At 70.7% G+C, this 24,637-nt stretch carries 25 protein-coding genes and 1 riboswitch; of the genes, 5 read left to right on the forward strand and 20 right to left on the reverse strand.

The window, feature by feature from the left end; translation table 11 throughout:
* Positions 1 to 17 precede the first annotated feature (17 nt).
* Both DMB42_RS34940 and DMB42_RS34945 read right to left on the reverse strand, forming a co-directional pair.
* Positions 18 to 908 carry a Rossmann-like and DUF2520 domain-containing protein gene (locus DMB42_RS34940; RefSeq protein WP_125641706.1) on the reverse strand — a complete coding sequence of 297 codons (891 nt, stop codon included), beginning with the start codon at positions 906 to 908 and terminating at the stop codon, positions 18 to 20.
* A 324-nt stretch (positions 909 to 1,232) separates the two neighbouring features.
* Entirely contained in the window at positions 1,233 to 1,457 is a 225-nt protein-coding gene (locus tag DMB42_RS34945) for a chaplin family protein (protein WP_125641709.1), read from the reverse strand.
* A gap of 194 nt (positions 1,458 to 1,651) precedes the next feature.
* Here DMB42_RS34945 and DMB42_RS34950 point away from each other — a divergent pair, with 194 nt between their 5' ends.
* Entirely contained in the window at positions 1,652 to 2,614 is a 963-nt protein-coding gene (locus DMB42_RS34950) for an SAM-dependent methyltransferase (protein ID WP_125641712.1), read from the forward strand.
* Here DMB42_RS34950 and DMB42_RS34955 read toward each other — a convergent pair.
* Positions 2,598 to 3,797 carry a cytochrome P450 gene (locus DMB42_RS34955; RefSeq protein WP_125641715.1) on the reverse strand — a complete coding sequence of 400 codons (1,200 nt, stop codon included), beginning with the start codon at positions 3,795 to 3,797 and terminating at the stop codon, positions 2,598 to 2,600. The genes DMB42_RS34950 and DMB42_RS34955 overlap by 17 nt on opposite strands.
* 75 nt (positions 3,798 to 3,872) lie before the next feature.
* A riboswitch (SAM riboswitch) is annotated at positions 3,873 to 3,988 on the forward strand.
* Positions 3,989 to 4,035: 47 nt separating this feature from the next.
* On the opposite strand from DMB42_RS34955, the gene DMB42_RS34960 reads away from it, so the two are divergent.
* The gene (locus tag DMB42_RS34960; RefSeq protein ID WP_125641718.1) at positions 4,036 to 5,331 is read left to right on the forward strand and encodes an aminotransferase class V-fold PLP-dependent enzyme; all 1,296 of its coding nucleotides are present in this window, start codon (positions 4,036 to 4,038) and stop codon (positions 5,329 to 5,331) included.
* A 35-nt stretch (positions 5,332 to 5,366) separates the two neighbouring features.
* On the opposite strand, the gene DMB42_RS53575 is transcribed toward DMB42_RS34960, so the two are convergent.
* Complete coding sequence (locus DMB42_RS53575; protein WP_260478131.1) at positions 5,367 to 6,086, reverse strand: DoxX family protein; 720 nt, start codon at positions 6,084 to 6,086, stop codon at positions 5,367 to 5,369.
* Between the two features lie 123 nt (positions 6,087 to 6,209).
* Between DMB42_RS53575 and DMB42_RS34970 the strand changes: the two genes are divergently transcribed.
* Complete coding sequence (locus DMB42_RS34970) at positions 6,210 to 7,355, forward strand: NADH-quinone oxidoreductase subunit D (RefSeq protein WP_125641721.1); 1,146 nt, start codon at positions 6,210 to 6,212, stop codon at positions 7,353 to 7,355.
* On the forward strand, positions 7,352 to 8,458 hold the full coding sequence (locus tag DMB42_RS34975; RefSeq protein ID WP_125641724.1) for an acyltransferase: 1,107 nt from the start codon (positions 7,352 to 7,354) through the stop codon (positions 8,456 to 8,458). Before DMB42_RS34970 ends, DMB42_RS34975 begins: the two co-directional genes overlap by 4 nt.
* Here the strand turns inward: DMB42_RS34975 and DMB42_RS34980 are convergent.
* From DMB42_RS34980 to dacB, 11 genes are all read right to left on the reverse strand, one after another.
* Positions 8,455 to 8,910, reverse strand: coding sequence for a DUF3180 domain-containing protein (locus tag DMB42_RS34980; RefSeq protein ID WP_125641727.1), 456 nt, complete (start codon positions 8,908 to 8,910; stop codon positions 8,455 to 8,457). The genes DMB42_RS34975 and DMB42_RS34980 overlap by 4 nt on opposite strands.
* Entirely contained in the window at positions 8,907 to 9,410 is a 504-nt protein-coding gene (folK, locus tag DMB42_RS34985) for a 2-amino-4-hydroxy-6-hydroxymethyldihydropteridine diphosphokinase (RefSeq protein ID WP_125641730.1), read from the reverse strand. The genes DMB42_RS34980 and folK overlap by 4 nt, the downstream gene beginning before the upstream one ends.
* The gene (gene folB / locus DMB42_RS34990) at positions 9,407 to 9,772 is read right to left on the reverse strand and encodes a dihydroneopterin aldolase (protein WP_125641733.1); all 366 of its coding nucleotides are present in this window, start codon (positions 9,770 to 9,772) and stop codon (positions 9,407 to 9,409) included. The genes folK and folB overlap by 4 nt, the downstream gene beginning before the upstream one ends.
* Entirely contained in the window at positions 9,762 to 10,208 is a 447-nt protein-coding gene (locus DMB42_RS34995) for a nuclear transport factor 2 family protein (protein ID WP_125641736.1), read from the reverse strand. The genes folB and DMB42_RS34995 overlap by 11 nt, the downstream gene beginning before the upstream one ends.
* The gene (folP, locus tag DMB42_RS35000) at positions 10,205 to 11,011 is read right to left on the reverse strand and encodes a dihydropteroate synthase (protein ID WP_185845025.1); all 807 of its coding nucleotides are present in this window, start codon (positions 11,009 to 11,011) and stop codon (positions 10,205 to 10,207) included. The genes DMB42_RS34995 and folP overlap by 4 nt, the downstream gene beginning before the upstream one ends.
* 117 nt (positions 11,012 to 11,128) lie before the next feature.
* A complete protein-coding gene (gene folE, locus DMB42_RS35005) occupies positions 11,129 to 11,707 on the reverse strand; it encodes a GTP cyclohydrolase I FolE (protein ID WP_125641742.1) in 579 nt (192 codons plus the stop codon).
* Positions 11,704 to 13,698: an ATP-dependent zinc metalloprotease FtsH gene (gene ftsH / locus DMB42_RS35010; protein ID WP_125641745.1), complete on the reverse strand. Its 1,995-nt coding sequence runs from the start codon at positions 13,696 to 13,698 to the stop codon at positions 11,704 to 11,706. Before ftsH ends, folE begins: the two co-directional genes overlap by 4 nt.
* Before the next feature lie 238 nt (positions 13,699 to 13,936).
* A complete protein-coding gene (hpt, locus tag DMB42_RS35015) occupies positions 13,937 to 14,488 on the reverse strand; it encodes a hypoxanthine phosphoribosyltransferase (protein WP_221762493.1) in 552 nt (183 codons plus the stop codon).
* Between the two features lie 10 nt (positions 14,489 to 14,498).
* A complete protein-coding gene (tilS, locus tag DMB42_RS35020; protein WP_125641748.1) occupies positions 14,499 to 15,503 on the reverse strand; it encodes a tRNA lysidine(34) synthetase TilS in 1,005 nt (334 codons plus the stop codon).
* A gap of 73 nt (positions 15,504 to 15,576) precedes the next feature.
* Entirely contained in the window at positions 15,577 to 16,653 is a 1,077-nt protein-coding gene (locus DMB42_RS35025) for a zinc-dependent metalloprotease (RefSeq protein WP_185845016.1), read from the reverse strand.
* Between the two features lie 47 nt (positions 16,654 to 16,700).
* Entirely contained in the window at positions 16,701 to 17,870 is a 1,170-nt protein-coding gene (gene dacB, locus DMB42_RS35030) for a D-alanyl-D-alanine carboxypeptidase/D-alanyl-D-alanine-endopeptidase (RefSeq protein WP_260478132.1), read from the reverse strand.
* 332 nt (positions 17,871 to 18,202) lie between these two features.
* On the opposite strand from dacB, the gene DMB42_RS35035 reads away from it, so the two are divergent.
* The gene (locus tag DMB42_RS35035) at positions 18,203 to 18,697 is read left to right on the forward strand and encodes an inorganic diphosphatase (protein ID WP_125641754.1); all 495 of its coding nucleotides are present in this window, start codon (positions 18,203 to 18,205) and stop codon (positions 18,695 to 18,697) included.
* Positions 18,698 to 18,700: 3 nt separating this feature from the next.
* Here DMB42_RS35035 and DMB42_RS35040 read toward each other — a convergent pair whose 3' ends face one another.
* The 5 genes from DMB42_RS35040 to DMB42_RS35060 form a co-directional block, all read right to left on the reverse strand.
* A complete protein-coding gene (locus DMB42_RS35040; protein ID WP_260478133.1) occupies positions 18,701 to 19,747 on the reverse strand; it encodes a C40 family peptidase in 1,047 nt (348 codons plus the stop codon).
* Between the two features lie 127 nt (positions 19,748 to 19,874).
* The gene (locus DMB42_RS35045; protein ID WP_125641757.1) at positions 19,875 to 20,531 is read right to left on the reverse strand and encodes a hypothetical protein; all 657 of its coding nucleotides are present in this window, start codon (positions 20,529 to 20,531) and stop codon (positions 19,875 to 19,877) included.
* A gap of 7 nt (positions 20,532 to 20,538) precedes the next feature.
* Positions 20,539 to 22,020: an RNA polymerase sigma factor gene (locus DMB42_RS56100; RefSeq protein WP_185845017.1), complete on the reverse strand. Its 1,482-nt coding sequence runs from the start codon at positions 22,018 to 22,020 to the stop codon at positions 20,539 to 20,541.
* Positions 22,021 to 22,124: 104 nt separating this feature from the next.
* A complete protein-coding gene (locus tag DMB42_RS35055; protein ID WP_125641760.1) occupies positions 22,125 to 22,925 on the reverse strand; it encodes a hypothetical protein in 801 nt (266 codons plus the stop codon).
* 64 nt (positions 22,926 to 22,989) lie between these two features.
* On the reverse strand, positions 22,990 to 24,600 hold the full coding sequence (locus DMB42_RS35060) for an ABC-F family ATP-binding cassette domain-containing protein (RefSeq protein ID WP_125641763.1): 1,611 nt from the start codon (positions 24,598 to 24,600) through the stop codon (positions 22,990 to 22,992).
* Positions 24,601 to 24,637 lie beyond the last annotated feature (37 nt).

Below are 24,637 nucleotides of genomic sequence, written 5' to 3' on the forward strand. Positions count from 1 at the left end.
CCCTCCACACCCGACGGTCAGGTCCATATATTGCCCCCAAGCGCGTCGAGCAGCCGCTCCGCCTCCTCCGGTTTGAGCAGCCCGGCGGCCAGCGCCCGGTCGGCGGTGAGCCGGGCCAGCGCGATGTAGGCGTCGGCGGCCTCGGGCGCGGCCAGGATCAGCGCGTCGACGTGTCTGCGCACCGTACCGGCGTCGCCCCGGACGACCGGCCCGGTCAGACCGGCGATGCCCAGCCGCAGCACGTTGTCCAGCGCCGCCCCGAGCAGCGGGCCCAGCATCCGGCCCGGGTGCTCGACGCCGATGCGCCCCAGCAGTTCCTCGGACTCGGCGATGAGCGTGACCATGTGGTTGGCGGCGTTGGCCAGGGCCGCATGGTAGAGCGCGCGGTCGCTCTCGGCGATCCAGACCGGCTCGCCGCCCATCTCGATCACCAGGGCCTCGGCGACGGGACGCAGCGTCTCGGGCGCGGTCACGCCGAACGAGATGCCGGTGATCTTGTTGAGGTCGTCGTCCCGGCCGGTGAACGTCATGACCGGGTGGAGCGCGAGCGGCAGCGCGCCCGCCTTCGCGGCGGGGTCGAGCACCGACAGGCCGTAGGCGCCGCTGGTGTGGACGAGCAGCTTGCCCTGGAGCTCGGCGCCCGTACCGGCCAGCCCGGCGACGAGGTCGGGCAGGGCGTCGTCGGGAACGGTCAGCAGGATGAGCTGCGCGGCGGCCACCACCTCGTCGGGCCGCGCCAGGTCGACCCCGAGCCGGTCGGCGGCCCATCTCCGCGACCTGTCGGACACCCCGCTCGCGGCCACGATCCGGTGTCCGGCCTGGGTCAGCGCGGCGCCGAGCGCGGAGCCGACCTTGCCCGCCCCGAGCACGCCGACAGTCAGCCGTGCCGGGCGATCAGCTGCGTCCATGACGTCTCACCCCTGTCGACCGTGATGGCACTGCCGACCAGCGTAACCGGCGGCGGGACGGTCGCAGTCACCAGGCGTTCCGGCGTGACCGCCGCTTTGCCGCGCGTTGAGTTAACGACAAATGCGACAGGGGCATACGAATGGTGCACCCCCTGTCGAAAGAGATGAGGAGAGGGGTCCACGCATGACAGCGGGCGCCGAGTCCTGACAACCCGACGCCCGCCTGGATGCGACCTCTTGGAGGTGCGCCGGCCGGTCATCCGCCGACTGACCGGCCGGGATCAGAGCCCGGACCGCGCGCGAGCGGTCCGGGCTCTCCCTGCCTCAGCGGCTGTAGACCGCGGTGTTCGGGCTCCCCTGGCAGCCGTTGATCGGCACCGCCTGGATGCCGATGTTGTTGCCGCAGACGGGCACGACGGCGGTGATGGGGAGGTGGATCGGGCTGCCGGTCAGGATGCCGTTGTTGCCGTGGGTGACGTCGTCGGCGTACGCGGGGGCGGCCAGGGCCAGCAGGGCGATGGCACCTGCCATGACCAGAGTCTTCTTCACGGGGGGCTCCTCTCAGTATGCGGCCGAAGAGGCCGCAATGCTTTTGGTGGAGCGATCCGGCTCGCCGCTTACCGCGGACGGGCGAAACGCAGTCGCTCTGTGACAGTGCGTAAACGTTAGCGCAATGTAACGACCAAGAGTAGTCAATCATTGACTCTGCGTGTCGTCACGTCGAATCGTGAGATAGTCCCTGCATGTGGCTCACCTGGCGCGCCGCGACCGAACGCGCGCTCTACGGCGAGGAGGGCTTCTACCTCCGCGAACGCCCCTCGGGCCACTTCCGCACCTCGGTCGGAGCCTCGGCCGCGTTCGCGGAGGCGGTCCTGGCCCTGCTGACGGAGGTGGACTCCGAGCTCGGCGCCCCCGACCCGCTCGACCTGGTCGACATCGGCTCAGGCGAGGGCGTGCTGGTCGGCCGCGTGCTCGCGGCGGCCGGGCCCGACCTGCGCGACCGGCTCCGGGTCACCTGCGTCGACCTGTCCGCCAGGCCCGCCGGTCTGCCCGAGCAGGTGGAGTGGAGCCGCACGCTGCCCACCAGCATCACCGGCCTGGCCATCGCCAACGAGTGGCTCGACAACATCCCGCTCGACGTGGCCGAGCAGACCTCCGGCGGCCCCCGCCTGGTCATGGTCAACACCCGGACCGGCGAGGAGCGCCTCGGCGGCCCGCTGCGGCCCGCCGACCGCGAATGGCTCGACCGCTGGTGGCCGCTGCACCACGTGGGCACCCGCGCCGAGATCGGCCGCCCCCGCGACGACGCCTGGGCCTCCGTTCTGGTACGCCTCGCCCGCGGCCGGGCGATAGCCGTGGATTATGCACACCCTGTGGATAACCGACCGCTCTGCGGCACGCTGACCGGTTACCGCGACGGCTCGGTCGTCACCCCGATCCCCGACGGGACCTGCGACATCACCGCCCACGTCGCCCTCGACGCATGCGCCGAGGCCGGGCGGCGGGCCGGCGCGATATCCACAACCTTGTCCACACAGCGCAACGTGTTGCGGACGCTGGGCCTCACCGGCACCCGCCCGCCGGTCGACCTGGCGCACACCGATCCGCGCGCCTACGTACGCGCCCTGTCGAGGGCCTCGGAGGAGGCGGAGCTGATCGATCCGGCCGGGCTCGGCGGGTTCGGGTGGCTCAGCCAGAGCCGGTGACGTCGAGGTCGAGCGAGTGCAGGCCGCGGATGACGAACCCGGGCTTGTAGACCGGCTCCGAGCGCAGCTCGATCGTCCCCACGCGGTCCAGCAGCGCGTTGAACGACTCCGTCAGCTCGATCCTGGCCAGCGGCGCGCCCAGGCAGAAGTGGATGCCCGCGCCGAAGGAGATGTGCGGGTTGTCCGGCCGGCCCAGGTCGAGCCGGTCCGGGTCCTCGAACACCTCGGGGTCCCGGTTGGCCGAGCCGAACAGGCAGGCGACCTCCGAGCCGCGCGGGATCCGCACGCCGTCGACCTCGATGTCCTCCAGCACCCAGCGTTCGAAGAGCTGGAGTGGGGTGTCGTGGCGCAGCAGCTCCTCGATGGCGGTCGGCAGCAGCGAACGGTCGGCGCGCAGCCGGGCCAGCTCGCCGGGGTTCTTGAGCAGGGCCCGCCAGCCGTTGCCGGTGACGTTGACCGTGGCCTCGTGGCCCGCGTTGAGCAGCAGGACGCAGGTGCCGGCCAGCTCGTCCGGGGTCAGCTCGGGGATCGCGGCCAGGGCGCTGACCAGGTCGTCGCCGGGGTTGGCCACGCGCTCGCGGGCCAGGTCCTTGAGGTAGGACTCGAACTCCTCGGCCGCGCGCACCGCCTTGTGCTGGGTGTCCAGGTCGGGGTTGAGCTCGTACATGCCGCACATGTCGGCCGACCACGGGCGCAGCAGGTGGCGGTCCTGCTCGGGGACGCCGAGCATCTCGGCGATCACGGTGACCGGCAGCGGCTCGGCGACCTCGGCGATCAGGTCGCCGCCGCCCTTCTCGACGTACGCGTCGATCAGGCCCTCGGCGATGGCCCGTACGCGGGGGCGCAGCGACTCGACCATGCGCGGCGTGAACGCCTTGGACACCAGCCGGCGCAGCCTCGTGTGGTCCGGCGGCTCGACCTCCAGCATGCCGTTCCTGCTGACACGCCAGAAGGGCTCCTGGAACTCCGGCTCGGGCTGCCGGCCGAACTCCTCGTGGGTGGCGACGTGGGTGTAGTCGCGGCCCAGCCGCCGGTCCCTGAGCAGCGCGTTCACGTCTGCGTGCCGGGAGATCAGCCACTGGTTGGACGGCTCGAAGTAGTGGACGGGCGCCTCGCGCCTCAGCTCGTCGTAAGCCGGGTAAGGGTCGGCGACGAAATCCGGATTCCAGGGATCAAAGCGCACTATTTCATCTTATGAGACGTGCTGACCTGCTGGGCTTGCGAATGATGCCCGGGTGTCGGTTATAGTGCGGTCGTAGGTCATGAGTGCCAGCGACAAGCCCCGGCTAGCTGGCCGGCAACCCTCGCGTCCGCGGCGGGGTGCCCCGGGTGAAGACCTGGTCCGTCACGAGGTGTGGCGGGCAAGCGCGGGCTCCGTGGCTGTTCCCAGGGGTCCGACCGACCCCGTGAGGAGCCGTGCCATGTCCACGCTGACGATCTTCAACTCGCTGCCCGCCCAGGCCGTCGAGGCCCCCGCCGCCACCTCCGCCCCCTCCGGACGGCTGATCCCCGCCGTGCTCGGCGCCGACCTGGAGGTCCCGGTCAAGGGCGGCCGCCTGGTCAGCTACGCCAACCTCGACTACGCCGCCAGCGCCCCTTGTCTTGAGCCGGTCAGCGCCGCCGTCGCCGCCGCGCTCCCGGCCTACTCCAGCGTCCACCGCGGCGCGGGCTACGCCTCCCAGCTCACCACCGCCCGGTACGAGCAGTCCCGCCACACGGTCAGGGCCTTCGTCGGCGCCCGCCCGGACGACGCCGTCATCTTCACCCGCAACACCACCGACGCCACCAACCTGCTGGCCCGCTGCCTGCCCGAGGGCACGACCGTGGTCGTCTTCGACTCCGAGCACCACGCCTCGCTGCTGCCCTGGGAGCGGTCCGTACGCCTCGCGCCCCCCGCCTTCCCCGGTGAGGCCGTCCGCGCCGCCGACGAGGCGCTGGCCGGGATCGAGGGCCCCAAGCTGCTCGTGGTCACCGCCGCCTCGAACGTCACCGGCGAGTTGTGGCCGATCGCCGCCCTCGCCCACATCGCCCACCGGCACGGCGCCCGGATCCTGGTGGACGCCGCCCAGCTCGTACCGCACCGCAGGCTCAACCTGACCGCGCTCGACCTGGACTACGTGGCCTTCTCCGGCCACAAGCTGTACGCGCCCTTCGGCGCCGGCGTGCTGATCGGACGGCGTGACTGGCTGGCCGAGGGCGAGCCGTACCTCAAGGGCGGCGGCGCGGTGCGCTCGGTGGGCGAGACCACCGAATGGCACGACGACCCCGAGCCCCGCCATGAGGCGGGCACCCCCAACGTGCTGGGCGCCATCGCCCTGGCCGCCGCCTGCGACGCGCTCACCGCCACCGGCTGGACCGAGCTGGTACGCGAGGAGGAGCGCCTGATCGCCCGCCTGCGCGCCGGCCTGGCCTCGATCGAGGGGGTGCACGAGCTGTCGCTGTGGGGCGAGGACCACCCGCGGGTGGGGATCGTGTCGTTCGTGGTGGACGGCTACTCGGCCCGGGAGGTGGCCGAGGCGCTGTCCGGCGAGTACGGCATCGGCGTGCGTGACGGGAAGTTCTGCGCGCACCCGTTCGTCCGCCACCTGCTGGGCACGGCGGACGGCGGCTGCGAGGACGGCACCGCGTCGGCGGTGCGGGCCTCGATCGGCATCGGCAGCACGCAGGAGCACGTCGACCGCCTGATCGAGGCCCTGCGCGACCTGGTCGGCCGCTGACCTCAGCGGTCAGAGGGCTTTTGCCGGGTCGGTCGTCAGCGGTTGGGCGGCTTCGGCTGGGTCGGCTCGTCCGAGACCAGGGCGTCGATGTCCCTCATGTCCTCGTCGTTGAGGTGACCGGGCCGCGGCGCGCCCGGCTGCCTCGGCACGTTGGGCTGCTCGGCCTCCCCCTCGGGCCTGGCCGGCGTCGTGGGGCCACCCGCGGGCCGCACCTGCGTCGTGGGCTGCGTCGTGGGCTCCCTCATGGGCTGCGTCGTGGGCTCCTCGGTGACGACGGTCGTCGGCTCGGCGCGCCGGACCGGCCGATGCGCGGCGAGGTCGTCCTCGGCGATCCGGCGTTCCCTGCGGCGCCGGAACATCGTGTTGACGATGCCGTCGAGGCCGATCCGGCCGCCGCCCAGCGCGGCGAGCATCAGAGCGAGCGCGCCCCGCGCCCCCGGCAGCTCCCAGCCGCCGTTCTGCGACAACACCCCGCGTCCTATGTGCACGAAGACGATCGCGCCGATCATGTCAATGAGCAGCAGCAACGCCACCGGACGTACCAAGAGGCCGAGGATCAGCAGGACACCGCCGATCAACTCCACGATGGCGGCGAATCCCGCGGACAACCCGGGCATGGGCACGCCCATCTCCCGGAACTCCGCCGCCGCGGCACCCAGCCCGCCCTGCCACTTCTGCCAGCCGTGCGCCACGAAGATCACACCGAGCACCACCCTGGAGATCAGGGCGGCCACATCAAACAGAACTCTCTTCACAGTGCTTTCTCCCCCCGTTCCCGGTGTTGATCCCCATGTCTGGCTTCGGGATGCGTTGCCATACGATTCCTTGACCATCCCCCACGCTGGCCCACCTCGCGGGACGGTGGCAGCATGGGCCCTATGACGGAACGCGTGGTCGGGCTCGGCGCGGGCGCGAAGGAGCTGGCGACCGAGGACATGATCCTCAACATCGGTCCCCAACACCCCTCCACGCACGGCGTGCTCAGGCTCCGGCTGACCCTCGACGGCGAGCGCATCGCGGCGGCCGAGCCGATCATCGGCTACATGCACCGGGGCGCGGAGAAGTTGTTCGAGGTCCGCGACTACCGGCAGATCATCATGCTCGCCAACCGGCACGACTGGCTGTCGGGGTTCGCCAACGAGCTGGGCGTCGAGCTGACCGCCGAACGGCTGCTCGGTATGGAACCGCCGGTCAGGGCCGTGTGGGCCCGTACGCTGCTGGCCGAGCTCAACCGCATGCTCAACCACCTGATGTTCCTCGGCTCCTACCCACTCGAACTCGGCGCGATCACCCCCGTCTTCTACGCCTTCAACGAGCGCGAACGCATCCAGGCCGTCATGGAGGAGATCTCCGGCGGGCGCATGCACTACATGTTCAACCGGGTCGGCGGCCTCAAGGAGGACCTGCCGCTCGGCTGGCTCGACCGGGTCGCGCAGGCCGTCGCCGAGACCCGCCGCCGGGTGCCCGACATCGAGGGCCTCATCCTGAACAACGAGATCTTCCTCGCCCGTACCAAGGGGGTCGGCGTGCTGACCCGCGAGCAGATCCTCCAGTACGGCGTCAGCGGGCCCATCGCCCGCGCCTCGGGGGTCGACCTCGACCTGCGGCGCGACGACCCGTACCTGGCCTACGGCGAGTTGCCCGTCGAGGTCGTCACCCGGAAGGCGGGCGACTGCCATTCCCGGTTCGAGGTGCTGTTCGCGCAGCTCAAGGTCTCGCTCGACCTCGCCGAAGCCTGCGTCGAACGGCTGCGCGAGCTGCCTCCCGGGCCGATCAACCAGCGGTTGCCGAAGGTGCTCAAGGTGCCCGAGGGCCACACGTACGCGTGGACCGAGAACCCGCTCGGCATCAACGGCTACTACCTGGTCTCCAAGGGCGACAAGACGCCGTGGCGGCTCAAGCTGCGCTCGGCCTCCTTCGGCAACGTCCAGGTGCTGCGCGAGCTGCTGCCCGGCAACCTGGTGGCCGACATGATCGCCATCCTCGGCTCGATGTTCTTCGTCGTGGGTGACATCGACAAGTGAGCACTCCCCAACGCGACAAGTACGTCGACTGGCTCCGCGCTCTCAGCCTCATCGTGGTGGTGGTCTGGCACTGGGCGTTCACGATCCTGGAGTGGAAGCCCACCGGACCCGAGCCCACCAGCCCGCTCGGTTTCACCTCGGGGTTGTGGATCCTGACCTGGCTGCTCCAGGTGTTGCCGCTGTTCTTCTACGTCGGCGGCCACGTGCACCTGCTGTCCTGGAACCGGGCCCAGGCACGCGGCGTGGGCATCGGGGCGTTCGTCTGGCGGCGCATCCGCGCGCTGGCCCTGCCGGCGTTGTTCCTGTGCGGCGTGTGGATCTCCGTCGGCGCGGTCGTGACCTGGGCGTTCGGCGTGGAGTGGATGTGGCGGGTGGTGCTGCTCGTACTCAGCCCGCTGTGGTTCCTCGGCGTCTACCTGGTGCTGATCGCGCTGCTGCCGGTGGCCCTGTGGCTGCACAGGCGCTACGACGTGCTGGCCCTCATCTGGCTCGGCGGCTCGGCCCTGGTCGTGGACGTGGTGCGCTTCCGCTACGGCTACGAGTGGGCCGGCTGGCTGAACATGATCATCGTCTGGGGCCTGGCCCACCAGGCGGGCTTCTTCTACGACCGGATCGTCATCCTGCCCAGGCGGTACGACATCGGCATCCTGTGGACGGGCCTGTTCGCCCTGTTCGGCCTGGTCTACTCGGGCATCTACCCGGGCTCGATGGTCGGCGTGCCCGGGGACAAGTGGTCGAACATGGCCCCGCCGACGTTCGTCATCGTCGCCCTGCTGATCTTCCAGATCGGCCTGGTGGAGGTGCTGCGCCCGGCCATGGAACGGGTGCTCGAACGTCCCCGCTGGGCCCGTGCGAACTCCTTCATCAACCGTTACGCCCTGCCGCTGTTCCTCTTCCACACGACCGGCATGGCGATCGCCTTAGGGCTGTCGTGGTGGCTGTTCGGCAACCTCGGCACCAAGATCCCGCCGGACCTGAAGTGGTGGCTGGAGCGGCCGATCGCCATCATCGGCCCCCTGATCTGCACCCTTCCGGTCATCTACCTCTTCGGCCGCCGCCGGACCCCGGCCGGGCGCACGCGCGAGGCCGGGGAGCCGCGCTAGTCGGTCTTGCGCTCGTCGGAGTCCTTGGGGATGCGGCAGCAGTGTTCGAGGTAGAGGGCCGCGCAGACGAGCACCACGCAGGCCACGAACGACCCGGCCGCCACGAAGAACTCCGAGCGCGGCGTCTCCCGGTCGAAGATCTGCAGCGTGTACGCGGCGAACCCGGCGAACATCCCGGCGAACACCGCCCCCGCGTACGCCGCCGCCTTGGCCAGCGCCGCCAGCCGGGCCACCGCCAGCGGCTCGACCGGCTTGGTGTCCGGCTTCCTGGCGATCCTGGCCTTGGTCACCCATCCGCTGTAACCCTCGCCGAGGGCCAGCAGCAACACGGTGGGGATCGCCGTCCACGGCATGATGGGCAGCTCGGAGTAGAAGTGCCGGACCGCCGCCCACACGACGAGGGCGACGACGACGAGGAGAGCGGCCAGGCGGCCGGGGTGCGTCGGCCTCAATCGGGCCTCTGCAGCTTCAGGTCCTCACGCAGGCGCACGCCCCGCCGGTCGAGCCCGGCCAGCAGGTCGGCGATGCGGCCCCGGCCCGGCACCGTGGCCTCGGGGTCGATCACCGACCAGGGCACCAGCACGAAGGCCCGCTCGTGGGCCCGCGGATGGGGCAACGTCAGCTCGGCGTCGTCGCAGGTGTCCTCGCCGACGACGATCAGGTCGACGTCGAGCGTACGCGGCCCCCACCGCTCCTCGCGTACCCGTCCGTAGGCGTTCTCCACGCCGAGCGCCCGCTCCAGCAGCGTGCGGGGCGGCAACTCGGTCTCGGCCACGACGACCGCGTTGAGGTACGGCTCCTGCCCGCCCGGCCCGCCGACGGGGTCGGTCTCGTAGACCGGGGACACCTTGACGAACTCCAGGCCCGGGGCGTCGAACAGCGTGTCGATGGCTCCCTGCAACGTCTGGAAGCGCTCGCCCAGATTGCTGCCGAGAGCGAGGACGGCCTTCATGCGCGGCTCCTCTCGATCGTCACGATCACATCGTCGAACGGCAGCGGGATCGGCGCCGCCGGTTTGTGCACACTCACCTCGACCTTGTGGACCAGCTCACTGGCCAGGCAGACGTCCGCCAGTCGCTGCGCCAGCGTCTCGATCAGCTCGACCGGCTCGCCCTCGACCACCTCGGCCAGCGCCTGGGCCAGCTCCCCGTAGTGGACCGTCTTGGTGAGGTCGTCACCGGCCGCCGCCGGGGCGGTGTCGAGGAACAACGTCACGTCGACCACGAACTCCTGCCCGAGCTCCCGCTCGGCGGGCAGCACGCCGTGCCGTCCCCTGGCCCGCAGGCCCTTGAGAGCGATGCGGTCAGACCTCAAGCTCGCCCTCCTCGTCCTCGTCGTCGTCTCCCTGGAGCACCGGGGAGCCGTGGTGCATCCACAACCGCCAGCCCTGAGAGGTGCGGATGTAGACGTTGCTCGCCACCACCTTGCCCGCGGCGAAGCTGGACTCACCCTCCTCACCCGCGGTGAGGATGTTCTCCACGCAGGTGAGCACGGCCACGTCGCCCAGCACGGTCGTGTTGACGTCGGTCAGCACGAACTGGATGTAGGTGGTGTTGGCCATGATCAGCGCCCACGACCGCAGCACCTCGGACCGGCCCGTCAGCAACGTCCAGCCCGGATGTACGCAGCTCACCTGGTCGTCGGCGGAGTCCTCGGCCCAGATCTCGGTCATTTTGTCGAGATCGGCGCTCTCGATCGCGGTGTAGAACTCCTCGTTGACCGTCTCAATAGCGGCAGTGTCGACGCTCATGTGCCTGCTCCGGCTCTCTTCCATGCGGCCGCCACGCGCACGGCATCGGCATTGGGACCTACCTCGTGCACGCGCACGCACCAGGCCCCCGCCTGTGCCGCCAGCGCGGTCACCGCCAGGGTGGCGTCGTCGCTCCGGCTGAACGGGCGGGGGGCGCCGTCGGGACCCGCCAGCAGCCGCCCGAGGAACCGCTTGCGCGAGGCCCCGATCAGCAGCGGGTAGCCCAGCTCGGCGAGCTCCGGGATGCCGGCCAGCAGCGCCCAGTTGTGCTCGGCGTGCTTGGCGAACCCGAGACCGGGGTCGAGCACGATCTGCTCCGGGGACACCCCCTCGGCCAGCACCAGATCGACCCGCTTGCTCAGCTCCTCGCGCACCTCTGTCACGACGTCGGCGTAGACGGCACGGCTGTCCATGTCATGGCTGTGGCCGCGCCAGTGCATCACCACGTAGGGAATCCCCGTCGCGGCGACCACGCGCGGCATGTCCGGGTCGGCCAGCCCGCCGCTCACGTCGTTGACGAGCTTGGCGCCCGCTTCGACCGCGGCCCTGGCCACCTCGGCGCGCATCGTGTCGACGCTCACCGCCACACCCTCGGCGTCGAGCGCCCGGATCACGGGGACGACCCTGGCCAGCTCCTCCTCCAGCGACACCCGGGCGGCACCGGGACGGGTGGACTCACCGCCCACGTCGACGATGTCGGCCCCCTCCCGCACCAGGTCGAGCCCGTGCTGGACGGCGGCCTCCTCGTCGAACCACTGGCCGCCGTCGGAGAAGGAGTCGGGCGTCACATTGACCACACCCATGACGAGGCACCGCTCCGTACCTCCCGGCACGTTGATGGGCACGCTAGTCATGGGGCAAGCCTAGGCGTTCCCCCACACCTGCCGACATCTCGGGTCCCCAGTTGTGGATAACGATCGTCACCTGCCGAGGATGAGCGCCATCGCCTCGGAACGGGTCTTGTCGCTGGTACGGAAGTCGCCGCGGACCGCCGACGTGACCGTCTTGGCCCCCGGCTTGCGTACGCCGCGCATCGTCATGCACAGGTGTTCGGCCTCGACGACCACGATGACCCCGCGCGGCTCCAGCACCCGCATGAGGGCGTCGGCGATCTGCGAGGTCATGCGCTCCTGCACCTGCGGACGGCGGGCGAAGACGTCGACCAGCCGGGCCAGCTTCGACAGCCCGGTCACCTGGCCCCGCTCGTTGGGGATGTAGCCCACGTGGGCCACGCCGTGGAAGGGCACGAGATGGTGCTCGCAGGTCGAGTAGACCTCGATGTCCCTGACCAGCACCATCTCGTCGTGATCGACGTCGAAGACCTTGTTGAGCACGTCCTCGGGCGCCTGACCGAGGCCGGAGAACTGCTCGGCCATCGCGCGGGCGACCCGGGCGGGCGTCTCGATCAGGCCGTCACGGTCGGGATCCTCGCCGATGCCGTAGAGGATCTCGCGTACGGCCTTCTCGATCCGCCCAAGGTCTACCTCGTGCTGCGTCACGCACTGTCCCCGGCCTGGAGGGCGTCCTGGTGGCCCGAGGTGAGCGAGCCGTTGCTCGACTGCTCCTTCGGGGTCAGGATCGGCGGGCGGTCGGACGGGAGCCGCTTGCCGTAGCCCGCGTAGGAGGGCCGGTGTTCCTTGACGATCACCGGAGCGAAGATCTGGAGGACCTGCTCGCGGGAGAGCGTCTCCTTCTCCATGAGCTCCAGCACCAGGTTGTCGAGCACGTCGCGGTACTCGACCAGGATGTCCCAGGCCTGGTCGTGCGCCGTCTCGATCATCCGGCGGACCTCCTCGTCGATGGAGGAGGCGATCTTCTCGGAGTAGTCGCGCTCGTGGCCCATCTCGCGGCCGAGGAAGACCTCGGCCTGGCCGCTGCCGAACTTACGGGCGCCGAGCTGCTCGCTCATGCCGTACTCGGTCACCATGCGGCGGGCGACCGCCGTGGCCTTCTCGATGTCGTTGGAGGCGCCGGTGGTGGGCTCGTGGAAGACGAGCTCCTCCGCCGCGCGGCCGCCGAGCAGCATCGCGAGCTGGTCCATCATCTCGGACCTGGTGGCCAGGAACTTGTCCTCCATCGGCAGCGTCATCGTGTAACCGAGGGCGCGACCGCGGGACAGGATGGTGATCTTGTGGACCGGGTCGGAGTTGGGCAGCGCGTGCGCCACCAGAGCGTGACCGCCTTCGTGATAGGCGATCATCTTCTTCTCCTTGTCGGACATGACCCGCGACTTGCGCTCGGGCCCTGCCATGACACGGTCGATCGACTCCTCAAGGACGTCCATCGTGATCAGCTTCTGGTCGGCCCGCGCGGTGAGCAGGGCCGCCTCGTTGATCACGTTGGCCAGGTCGGCGCCGGTGAACCCGGGGGTGCGGCGCGCGATGACGTCGAGGTCGACGTCGGGCGCGAACGGCTTGCCGCGGCCGTGGACCTTGAGGATGCCCTTGCGGCCCTCCAGGTCGGGGCGGTCGACCGTGACCTGCCGGTCGAAACGGCCGGGACGCAGCAGCGCCGGGTCGAGGATGTCGGGCCGGTTGGTCGCGGCGATGAGGATCACGCCGCCCTTGACGTCGAAGCCGTCCATCTCGACGAGCAGCTGGTTGAGGGTCTGCTCGCGCTCGTCGTGACCGCCGCCCAGGCCGGCGCCGCGGTGGCGGCCGACGGCGTCGATCTCGTCGATGAAGATGATCGCGGGGGCGTTGGCCTTGGCCTGCTCGAACAGGTCGCGCACACGCGAGGCGCCGACACCGACGAACATCTCGACGAAGTCGGAACCGGAGATCGAGTAGAAGGGCACGCCGGCCTCACCCGCGACCGCGCGGGCCAGCAGGGTCTTGCCGGTGCCGGGCGGGCCGTAGAGCAGCACGCCCTTGGGGATCTTGGCGCCGATCGCCTGGAACTTGGCCGGGGCCTGCAAGAACTCCTTGATCTCCTGGAGCTCCTCGATGGCCTCGTCAGCGCCGGCGACGTCGGCGAACGTCGTCTTCGGGGTGTCCTTGGTGATGAGCTTGGCCTTCGACTTGCCGAAGTTCATCACCCGGGAGCCGCCGCCCTGCATCTGGTTCATGATGAACAGGAAGATCAGCACGATGATGACGATCGGCAGGAAGCTCACCAGGATGCTGAGCAGGAAGTTCTCCTGGGGCACCTCGGTGGTGAAGCTCTTCGTCTTGTTGGCGTCGACCTGGGCCTGCAGCTCGTCGGTCAGCTTCGCGCCGTAGCCGCTGACCCAGTTGGACTGGATCAGCTTCGCAGGGGCGTCGCCCGGCCTGACGACGACCGGCTTGATGAGGGTGAGCTCGACCCGGTTGTCCTTGTCGACCACTTTGGCGCTGGTGAAATTGCCGGCGCGAATCTGCTGGAGAACCGTGGACGTGTCGGCCTGCTTGAAATTGCCCCCGCCGCTCCAGAGCTGAGTGACGAGCAGGAGCAGCACGACGATGCCCAGGATCCACAGCAGTGGCCCACGTGTAAATCGCTTGAGATCCATCCGATGCGGAACCCCTTGCGGGCCCGTCCCTTCCTGACCATGGCCTGGAACCCCGGGCTGGCCCGGGGCCGCGGCATCCGACACCGCGACTTCTGACTACCCGAAGGGGACACGCGGTCACCCTTCCGGAGTCTGAAGGTACACCGGCACGGCGCGCGGAGGGACCCGCCCACTACACCGGTCTTGCCCTATCAACGTACGTCACGTTGCGCGATGTTCCCGGCCATGGCCAGGATTACTACTTATAAACGTGCGGGGCGAGCGTTCCGATGAACGGCAAATTCCGGTAGCGCTCCGCGTAGTCGAGCCCGTAGCCGATGACGAACTCGTTGGGAATGTCGAACCCGACGTATTTCACGTCCATCGGCACCTTCACCGCGTCCGGCTTGCGCAGCGCGGCGCAGATCTCCAGCGAGGCCGGATTGCGCGACTTCAGGTTTTCCAGCAGCCAGTGGAGGGTGAGACCGGAGTCGATGATGTCCTCGACGATCAGGACGTGGCGGTTCAAGATGTCGGTGTCGAGGTCCTTCAGCACCCGTACGACGCCGGACGACTTGGTGCCCGCGCCGTAGGACGACACCGCCATCCAGTCCATCTGAACGGGCACGTGCAGCGCCCTGGCCAGGTCGGCCATCACCATGACCGCGCCCTTCAGCACGCCCACGAGCAGGACGTCCTTGCCCGCGTAGTCCTCGTCGATGCGCCCGGCAAGCTCTTTGATCTTGGCCTGGAGCTCGTCCTCGGGGATGAGGACCTTCTCCAGGTCTTTGCCCATGTCGGCAGCGTCCACCTGTGGTTCCTTAAACGATGGGACTGATGGCGAGTATCAGGGTGCCATACCGCCGAACTGCGGACAGACCTCCGGGCAGATCGACCGCCTTCTGCCCGTGCCATTGTGTGACCAGCCGATCCACTGCCAGCACGTGGGTGGCCGAAAGCGCCCCGGAGGGCGTTCCGGCCGCGATGGCCGCGCGCCGCAGCACCCTGCGCCGCACGGCGTCGGGCAGTTTCTCCAACTCCGGTACGGACAGGATGACGGACTCGGCGATATCGCTTAGAGCGCAATTCGGGAACGCCGATTCTGCCCACTGATCGAGGGCGTCGGCGTCCTCCCGGGCCATTCTGGCCGTCCTCGCGAGCGCTTCGGCGACCCCCGGGCCGAGTTCTTCGTCGAGCATCGGCAGGATCCGCTTCCTGACGCGGACGCGGGTGTAGCGGGGGTCGTCGTTGTGGGGGTCGTCCCAGGGGTGGAGGGACATCGCCCGGCAGGCGGCGACCGTCGTGGCCCTGGGCAGGTCGAGGAAGGGACGGCGGTAGCGGCCCGCCCGCGGGGCCATGCCGGAGATGGAACGCAGGCCGCTCCCCCTGGCCAGGCCCAGGAGCACGGTCTCGGCCTGGTCGTCGCGAGTGTGCCCGAGGAGGACGGCGGCGGCCTGGAGCCGGTCGGCCGCCTCGGCCAGCGCGGTGTACCTGGCCTCGCGGGCGGCGGCTTCCGGGCCGCCTTCGGTGCCCACGGTGACGGTGAGCACCTCGGCGGGGGCCAGGCCCATGGTGGCGGCGAGCTCGGCGACCTGCCGGGCGCGCTCGGCCGAGCCGGGCTGGAGCTGATGGTCGACCGTGACCAGGCCCGCGCGCAGGCCGGCGCGGGGGGCGACGAAGGCGATGGCCGCCGCCAGGGCCAGGGAGTCGGCGCCGCCGCTGCAGGCGGCCAGGACCAGCGCGCCGGTGCCGCCGAGGTCGGCCAGCGCCTCGCGCACGGCCCTGCGCACGTCGGCTACGGCTGGATGGGGACCCACGAGGACCATTGTCCCGGCCGCCGGGCCCCCGCCGCACGCGGCGACAGGCCCGGCGCGCGGAGCCTTCGGAAGAGGAACGAGATCAGGCGGGGAGGGCGGGGGTGCCGATGACGCGGTGGACCCAGGCGTCCGGGTCGCCGATCTCGGCGGTGGTGGGCAGGGTCTCCGGGGAGGTCCAGACCTTGTTGAAGCCGTCCATGCCCACGCGGTCGACCACCGTGCGGACGAACGCCGACCCCTCGGCGTACTGCTTCATCTTGACCTCGATGCCCAGCAGGCGCCGCACCGTGCGGTCGAGCCGGGAGCCGCCCTCGCGGCGCTGGGCGAACTTGGCGCGGATCTCCGAGACGGTCGGGACCACCGACGGGCCCACGGCGTCCATGACGAAGTCGCCGTGGCCCTCGACCAGGGTCATCACGGCCGTCAGACGGTCGAGGATCTCCTTCTGGGCGGGCGTCTGGATGGCGTCGATCAGGTTGCCCTCGCCGCCCCTGACCACGTCGGCCACCGTGTCGGCGGCGTTGCGCAGGCGGTCGAGCAGCGTGGGGAGGTCGAGGTCGGAGGCGAGCAGGAACTCCGTCATCTGCGACCGGACGTACTCGCGCAGCCAGGTCACGCCCGTGAACTGCACCCGGTGGGTCTCCTCGTGCAGGCACACCCACAGCCGGAAGTCGCGGGGCACGACGTTCATCTCGCGCTCGGCGTGGACGATGTTGGGCGCGACGAGCGTCAGCCGGCCGGTCGCCTCCTGGCCCGTCGGGTCGGGCGGCAGGAACAGCTCGTACTGGCCGAGCACCCGGGAGGCGAGGAAGGCGAGTACGGCCCCGACCTCCACGCCGGTGATGCGGGAGCCCACGGCGGTGACGATGGCGGGCGGCGGGTTGGCGCCGCTGCCCATGCGCTGGGTCAGCGGTTCGAGGACCACGCGGAAACCCTCGACGTTGGCCTTGATCCAGCCGGGCCGGTCGACGATGGTCGCGGGCTGCGGCGCGGTCTCGGTGTGGATCTTGGTGAACTCGCGCACGTGGCCCTCGGCCTCACGTGACAGCGTGCGGAGCTCGGTGACGGCCTGCCTGGCCTCCTCCTTGCTCACCTGAGGACCGGGGCGCACCAGGCGCGTGCCGGTCGTGACGGCCAGATCCCAGTCGATCACCTGCATACCGTCCACCGTACGTTGTTCTCGTCACGCCTGCGAAGAAGCGGCGTTCAGGATCGCGCGACGATCGCGGCGAGCCTGTCGAGCACGGGTTCGGCGTTCACCGGCACGTCGTCGGCCAGGAAGGCGAAGGTGACCAGCCGGCCGTCCTTGGTGGTGGCGAGGCCGGCCAGGGTGTTGACGTTGTTGAGCGTGCCGGTCTTGGCGCGTACGAGGCCGACCTGGCCTCTGCTGTCGGCGCGGGTGAAGCGCCGGCCGTTGCCGAGCGTGCCGGAGAAGCCGGCGATCGGCATGCCCGAGTCGACGGCCCGCAGCTCGGGGTGCTGGGCGGAGCTGGCGATGGCGATGATCCTGGCCATGGCGTCGGCGCTGACCCGGTTGCGGATGGACAGGCCGCTGCCGTCGGCGACGGCGACGCCCTTCGTCACGCCGAGCCGCCGCATCACCGCGAGCACGGCCTCAGCCGCCCCCGCGAACGACGCCTCCTTGCCCTCCTTGATGGCGACGTGCCTGGCCAGGGCCTCGGCCATGTCGTTGTCGCTGTGGGTCAGGGTGTGCTCGACCAGGGCGTACAGGGGGGCGGAGTCGACCTTGCCCAGCTCGGCGGCGCCCGCCGCGGCCTTCTCCTGGCGGATGTCCTTGGAGACGGTGACGCCGTACTTGGGGAGGAGCCGGGCGAAGGCGGCGGCGGCGGTCGCGGCCGGGTCGGCCACGCGGGGCCGGGCGCCGGGGCGCTGGCGTCCCTCGTCGATGGCCAGGGCGTGGACGGGGGCCGCCTCGCCGTCGGGCACGTAGTTCGGCTTCCAGCCGGGCGCGATGGCCGGCCCGGTGAACAGGCTGTCGTCGTAGGAGAGCGTGACCTTCCTGACGCCCTTCGCCTTCAGCGCGGCGGCGGTGCGGGCGGCCAGCGTGGCGAGGGAGGCCTGCTTGGGGTAGCCGGGCTTCGCCGTCGGCACCGCCCGCAGCGGGTCGCCGCCGCCCACCAGGACGATCGCGCCGGGCGCGCGCCCCTGGACGACGCGGGTGGAGAAGCGGGTGTCGGGGCCGAGCGAGGCGAGCGCCGCGGTGGTCGTGACGACCTTGTTCGTGGAGGCGGGGGTGATGCCCACGTCGGGGTTGGAGGCGAAGATCTGGCCGCCGGTCGCGGCGTCGAGCACGACCTCGCCGACCCGGCCGCCGAGCGCTTTGTCACCCAGCGCGTCGGTGAGCTGGCGCGTCAAAGTACTCTTAGTCGGGAGAGGTCCGTCTCCTGACGTCGCCGAAAGCTGGGCCAGCACAGGCCCCGAGGTGACCACGGGGGCGGGGGGGATTCCCCGAGGAGACGCCGTCGGCCCGACCGGTGACGGCTGCCTCGTCAGCGCTCCCAGGTTGAAGTCGCTGGTCATGGCGTAAACGCCGATGACGATCGTGACGATCTGGAGCACGGCGAGAGTGGCCAGCATCACCGTACGCTCGTGCCGCGCCACGTCGCCTGACCTCTCTCCTGGTGTTCGCCTACGAGACATTAACGCCCAGCCGGGACTTCCCGGGGGCCTTGAGCGGAGGAACCGCGGTGGAGTTCGACGTTGTCGTTGAGATTCCCAAGGGGCAACGGAACAAGTACGAAGTGGACCATGAGACCGGGAAGATCAGGCTGGACCGGCTCCTGTTCACCTCCACGCAGTACCCCGCCGACTACGGCTTCATCGAGCACACGCTCGGCGAGGACGGCGACCCGCTCGACGCGCTGGTGCTGCTCCAGGAGCCGACGTTCCCGGGGTGCTACATCACCTGCCGCGCGGTCGGCATGTTCCGGATGACCGACGAGAAGGGCGGCGACGACAAGGTCCTGTGCGTCCCCTCGACCGACCCCCGGATGCACCACATCCAGGACATCCACCACGTGTCGGAGTTCGACCGGCTGGAGATCCAGCACTTCTTCGAGGTCTACAAGGACCTTGAGCCCGGCAAGTCCGTCGAGGGCGCCAACTGGGTCGGCCGCATCGAGGCCGAGGCCGAGATCGAGCGCTCGTTCCAGCGGGCCAAGGACGCGGGTCACCACCACTGATCCTCACTGGGGCCTGGTGGCGCCCACCAGGTCCCCTCTCCAGATCGAGGCCACCCGCACGACGTCGCCGGTCTGCGGCGCGTGCACCATCTGGCCCTGGCCGACGTAGATGCCGACGTGGTGGATCGTCCCGGGGTCGTCGGTGATCCGGCCGAAGAACAGCAGGTCGCCGCGGCGTAGCTGGTCCATCGGCACGTGCGGGCCGGAGGTCCACTGGGTCCCGGTCCAGTGGTCCAGGCGCACGCCCACCTGTTCCCAGGCACGCATCACGAGCCCGGAGCAGTCGTAGGTGTCGGGGCCGGCGGCGGCCCACACGTACGGTTTGCCGAGCTGGGTCAGCGCCCAGTTGGCGGCCAGGTTGCCGCCCGCCGAGCCCGCCGCGAGACCGGCCGCGGACAGTGCCACCGTCCGCCGCCTGGCCAGCAGCTCGGCTCGGCTGCGGGCGGCGTTCACCCGCTGTTGCAGTTCCTTCCGCTCCAGGCGCAGGGTCCGCGTCTCGCGGCGCTGCCGGGCCACCGCCGCCTCCGCGGCGAGCTTCGCCCGCCGGGCGCGCTCCGAGGCCGCCTGCTGGGTGTCGTAGGCGTTCTGTGCCTGCTTGCCCAGGATGGTGGCCACCTCCTGGGCGTCGCGCATCCTGCGCAGGATCTCGGACCGCTCGTCGCCGAGGTGGTCGAGCACGCTCGCCCGGTGCAGGAAGCCGTCCGTGCCGCCCTCGTCGATGAGCATGCCGACCATGGGGTCCACGGCCGTCATGCCGCCGTAGCTCTCCGCCGCGAGCAGGGCGACGGCCTGCCGGGCCCGCTCGGCCTCGGCGCCGGCCGCCGTCTGCCGCTCCTTGGCCTGCGCGTACGCCTGTTCGGCCACCCGGAGCCGGACCAGCTCGCCGTTGTACGCCTCCACCTGCCGTTCCACGCCGGCCGCCAGCTCGTCCAGCCGGGCCTGGGCCACCGCCAGCCCGGCACTGGCCACCCCCAGCTCCTTCGACCGGTGGCGGGCGGTCTCGCGCGCCTTCTTCACGTCCCTGGCCGACGGCACGGGGTCGGCCGCCACCGGCGGACACAAGGTGAAAAGCAGGGCGCACGCCAGGAGTCCGGCCCGAATTGAGCGCATAGGTCCCCCTGAAAACAGATGGTTACTCTATGCACACAGTTCCCGCGCATGCGCTCACGTAACGTAGTCAGCGCAGGCGGAACAGGCGTTCGATCCACGGACGGATGCCGGCTACCGCCGGACGCACGGCTCTCGGGTACGTGAAAACGGGCGGCCGGCCGCCGTACGCGGCGTGCAACTCGGCCGCCTTGCACCAGTCGGCGGTCACCCGGGCCGTGGCCCACGCCGCCGCGATGGCCGGCCTGGCCTCCGGATGCCGGTCGTAGGTCTGGAACAGGGTCATCGTGGCGTCGGCGGCGGCGTGCCCGTCGCCCGGGTACGCGGTGCCCGCCAGGTAGGCGGCGGTGACCCGGCCGCCGTGGCAGGTGTCGAGCACCCAGGTCCAGTTGGCCGTCACCAGCCCGAGCACCGGATCGGGGACGGCGGCGGCGGCGGCGTACATGCGTTCCTGGCGGGGGCCGGTCAGGCGGCGGGCGTCCCAGAGCCAGTCGAGCTCGTCCGGCTGCGGGCCCCCGGCCAGCCACGACAGGACGGCCAGGCCGCGCGCGGTGCGCAGGCGGCACAGGTCGAGCACGTGGCGCAGCATGCGCGGGCCGTGGTCGAGCCAGGTCGGCCAGTCGACGTGGTGACCTCTTGGCACCAGCTCGGCCACCCTCCGCGGGACGGGCAGCGGGCAGACCCGGCAGCCTAAGTGCGGGTCCTGGCGCACCTCGAACGCCTCCACGGCCCGCTCAGCCGCTCTCGACCGGCGTGACGGGCTCCTCGGTGGGGGTGCGCGTGGGGGCGTGCGTGGGGGTGGGGGTCGCCGTCTCCGAGGGCGTGGTGGTCGGCGCGGGCGTCTCGGTGGGGGTCGGGGTCGGGGTGGGCACGGGTGGCGTGCGGCTGGGAGGACGCGTTCCCGGGTCGCCGTGGGGCGGACGGCCCGGCTCGCCGTGCGGCGGGTGACCGGGCTCCCCGTGCGTCGGCCGGCCGGGCTCGCCGTACGTCGGACCGGGGGGCTCGACCTGGGTCGGGCCGTCGGGGGGCGTCGGCTGCGGCTCGGCGGGCTCGGGGTCGGTGGGCTCGCCGGGCGGCGTGGTGACGTGCGCGGTCACGTGCGCGGGCACGAGCAGGGCCGGCGGCACGGGCGTCGTCGAGCCGAGCAGGCCGAACGGCTCGGGGGCGGCGCTGTCGAGGATGGGCTCTACGGTCAACGACACGTCCTGGGGGTCGGGCTGCCAGGGCAGTCTGATGCCGGGCGGCTCACCCGTGGCGGGGAACGCCGCGGTCGCCACCCCGGCGAGACCGCCGTTGTCCTTGCCGAACTGGTTGAAGATCACCGCTATCGCCACCACGGTCGCGACCGCCGCCAGCGCGCCCGCCACCGCCTGAGGCCACCTTCGAGCCGCCTTCTGCGTGGGAACGGGAAACCCGGCGGCGTCCAGGGAGGCCGTACGCCTGGCGACGTAACGGCGGTAGGGCAGCAGCTCGGGGTCAACGAAGCAGCTCATGACCCTGATGCGCAGCGCGACGCCGAGCGCGGCGGCGGGCAGCAGCCGGTAGACCTTCGCGGCCGAGACCTGGCGGTCGCGGTGGGGGGCGCAGACCTCGCAGCGGGCGACGTGCCTGACCAGGGCCTCGCGCATCTCCCTGGTGAGGTCGCCGGAGAAGCCGGCGAGGATCCGGGCCCGGCGGGGGCAGTCGTAGGGGCCCTTGCGCGCCAGGATCTCGGCGGTGATCGCGTCGGTCAGGCGCTCGCGCGCCTGCGCCTGGGCCTGTTCGACCTGGCGCGGCGGGATCGCGAGCACCTGGGCCAGGTCGCCGGTGGGCAACTCGTGGCCGGTCGCCAGCTCCAGCACCTCACGGTCGGCGACGGGCAGGCTGACGACGGCGTTCCAGGCCATGACCCGCAGGTCGGCGTCGGCCGGGTCGTCGGGTGGCGGCGCCTCGGCCAGGGCCTCGTCGGCGCCGGGCGGCGCGGCCATCCTGCGGCGCAGGCATTCGAGCCGGGCGAGGGCGAGCAGCCAGACCCGGAACCTGTCGGGCTGGGTCAGCGCGCCCGCGTGCGCCTCGGCGGCGATCAGCGTGTCGCGCAGCGCCACCTGCGCGCTCTCGGTGTCGAGGAGAAGGGACCAGCAGTAGCGGTAGACGCTCTCCGCGTGGGTGTCGTAGAGCACGGCGAGGGCTCCCGGGTCACGGGTGCGGAGCGCCTCCACCAAAACGCGGTCATTCATGTAACCGAAGGTAATGGATCGGTAACTAGTAGTTCTACCGGTTCCGCCGCTTGTCTACCGCGACCCCGCGAATTCGCCAACCCTTTTCAACTGACTAATACCGATTATTGCTTTACTCCGGCCATCGCCTCGCTCCCCCGGTCCACCGCGAACGGCTCGGTGGTGGGCTTGACCGTGTGCATCGGGATCGCGCCGCCCATCGCCAGATCCTCGTACGGGCGGCCGGTCGAACCCCAGGTCCTCGCGGTGACGTCGGTCTTGGTGACCTTGATGTCCTTGGGCAGTCCGGCCACGGTGAGGATGAACCGGGGCGGGCTGCCGGCCTTCACGTCGTCCACGAAGGTGCTGCCGCCGCCGAGAAGTTTGCCGGCCGAGTCGCGCAGCAACGCGTTCACGACGAGGCTGCTCGCCGGCAATTGATACGGATTCCCGACATATCCAGTAATAAGGTAGGAGCCGTCTTTTTGGCGCATTGTCTGGACGCGCGTGATCGGGAACGATTGGAACGCCGACGGGATGCGCGCGGCCGACCGCCACTGCGCCGGACGGTACTGGATGGTCACCTTGACCGGTTTCTCGGCGGCCGACGCCTGGCCGGTGAAGGCCAGGGAGCCGCCCGGCGGCACGGCGTCGAGCGGCTGGTCCATGCGCACCACCTCGGTGCCGGCGGCGTCGCGGCCCACGATGGTGGCCACCACGTGCTCGCCGAAGTGCCACGGGTTGGCGTTGCTGAGCACGCCCGCCCAGTTGACGGCGTAACCGTCGGAGGACTTGGCGATGTTCGAGACCTGCTCCTTGAGAACGAGCGGCTTGAGCGATTGGGCTGGCTGGTCCTCACTTGAACAACCGGCGAGGCAGATCGCCCCGAGTGCGAGGAGGCTGACGGTTCGGCTACGCGGGATCACTTTGCCGTGATAACCCGTGCATGGGCACGGCTGGCAGATGACACGCGCCGGGCGTACCAACTCTTTAACGGCGGCGGACGACCCTGGTCTCGTCCCACACCGGCTCGGGCGACTCGTAGACCGTGCCGTCGGAGCCGAAGACCAGGAAACGGTCGAAGTCGGCGGCGAACCAGCGGTCGTGGGTGACCGCCATGACCGTGCCGTCGAACGCGTCGAGGCCCACCTGGAGCGCCTCGGCGCTGGCCAGGTCGAGGTTGTCGGTCGGCTCGTCGAGCAGGAGCAGCGTGGCGCCCGACAACTCCAGCAGCAGGATCTGCAGCCGGGCCTGCTGGCCGCCGGACAACGTGTCGAACCGCTGCTCGGCGATCAGCCCGGCCAGCTCGTAGCGGGCCAGCGTCTTCATGGCCTCGTTCTTGAGCTTGGCGTGCTCGTTCATCACGATCTCGACCGGAGTGCGGCCGAGCAGCTCGGGGCGGGCGTGGGTCTGGGCGAAGTGCCCAGGCACCACGCGCGCGCCGAGCCCGGCCACGCCCGCGTGCGTGACGGGCTCGCCGGCCAGCAGACGCAGGAAGTGGGACTTGCCCGAGCCGTTGGAGCCGAGGACGGCGACGCGCTCGCCGTACCAGATCTCCAGGTCGAACGGGCGCATGAGGCCGGTCAGCTCCAGGCCCTCGCAGATCACCGCGCGCTTGCCGGTGCGGCCGCCGCGCAGCCGCATCTTGATGTTCTGGTCGCCGGGGGCCTGCTCGGGCGGGCCCGCCTCGACGAATCTGCGCAGCCGCGTCTGGGCCGCGTGGTACGGGGCGGCCATGCCGTCGTTGTACCTGGCCTTGTTCTTCAGCATGTTGACCAGGGCCTTGAGCTTGGCGTGCTCTTCGTCCCAGCGCCTGCGCAGCTCGTCGAGTCGCTCGTTGCGGGCCTTGCGGGCCTCGCCGTAGGTGGTGAAGCCGTCGCCGTGGATCCAGATGTTGCCGGACTCGACCGTGACGATGCGGTCGGCGGCGTTGGCGAGGAGCTGACGGTCGTGGCTGACCAGCAACACGGTCTTGGACGTCTCCCTGAGCTGCTGCTCCAGCCACTCCTTGCCGGGCACGTCGAGGTAGTTGTCGGGCTCGTCGAGCAGCAGGGTCTGGTCGGGGCCGCGCAGGAGGGCCTCCAGGACGAGCCGCTTCTGCTCGCCGCCGGACAGGGTGGCCACGTCGCGGTACTTCACCCGGTCGTACGGGACGCCGAGGGCGGCGACCGTGCAGGTGTCCCAGAGCACCTCGATCTCGTAACCGCCCGCGTCGGTGTAGTCGCTGATGGCCTGCGCGTAGCGCATCTGCGCCTTCTCGTCGTCGCGCTCCATCATCACCAGCTCGGCCGCGTCGAGCCGCTCGGCCGCCTGCCGCACGGCCGGTGGGGCGACGCCGAGCAGCAGGTCGCGGACGTTGCTGCCGTCGCGCACGCTGCCGATGAACTGGCGCATCACGCCCAGCCCGCCGGAGCTGGTCACGGCGCCCTCGACGGGCTCCAGGTCACCGGCGACCAAGCGCATGAGGGTGGTCTTGCCCGCGCCGTTGGGCCCGACGAGCGCCGCCTTGACACCGTCGCCGATCCGGAAGGAGACGTCGTTGAGCAGGGGCCTGCCGTCGGGCAGCACGTATGTCAGATGTCCTACTTCAACGTGGCCCATCCGGGCAGGTTACCGGCCGTCTTCCGTGGTCGGCACC

The organism is Nonomuraea sp. WAC 01424 (genome assembly GCF_003947315.1).
Lineage (GTDB): Bacteria > Actinomycetota > Actinomycetes > Streptosporangiales > Streptosporangiaceae > Nonomuraea > Nonomuraea spiralis.

Bases quoted from the DNA above. Each gene is read 5' to 3' on its own strand.
- DMB42_RS34940 (WP_125641706.1), bottom strand. From the start codon at position 908: ATGGACGCAGCTGATCGCCCGGCACGGCTGACTGTCGGCGTGCTCGGG.
- DMB42_RS34950 (WP_125641712.1), top strand. From the start codon at position 1,652: ATGTGGCTCACCTGGCGCGCCGCGACCGAACGCGCGCTCTACGGCGAG.
- DMB42_RS34960 (WP_125641718.1), top strand. From the start codon at position 4,036: ATGTCCACGCTGACGATCTTCAACTCGCTGCCCGCCCAGGCCGTCGAG.
- DMB42_RS34970 (WP_125641721.1), top strand. From the start codon at position 6,210: ATGACGGAACGCGTGGTCGGGCTCGGCGCGGGCGCGAAGGAGCTGGCG.
- folK (WP_125641730.1), bottom strand. From the start codon at position 9,410: ATGAAGGCCGTCCTCGCTCTCGGCAGCAATCTGGGCGAGCGCTTCCAG.
- DMB42_RS34995 (WP_125641736.1), bottom strand. From the start codon at position 10,208: ATGAGCGTCGACACTGCCGCTATTGAGACGGTCAACGAGGAGTTCTAC.
- folP (WP_185845025.1), bottom strand. From the start codon at position 11,011: ATGGGTGTGGTCAATGTGACGCCCGACTCCTTCTCCGACGGCGGCCAG.
- ftsH (WP_125641745.1), bottom strand. From the start codon at position 13,698: ATGGATCTCAAGCGATTTACACGTGGGCCACTGCTGTGGATCCTGGGC.
- tilS (WP_125641748.1), bottom strand. From the start codon at position 15,503: ATGGTCCTCGTGGGTCCCCATCCAGCCGTAGCCGACGTGCGCAGGGCC.
- DMB42_RS35025 (WP_185845016.1), bottom strand. From the start codon at position 16,653: ATGCAGGTGATCGACTGGGATCTGGCCGTCACGACCGGCACGCGCCTG.
- DMB42_RS56100 (WP_185845017.1), bottom strand. From the start codon at position 22,020: ATGAATGACCGCGTTTTGGTGGAGGCGCTCCGCACCCGTGACCCGGGA.
- DMB42_RS35060 (WP_125641763.1), bottom strand. From the start codon at position 24,600: ATGGGCCACGTTGAAGTAGGACATCTGACATACGTGCTGCCCGACGGC.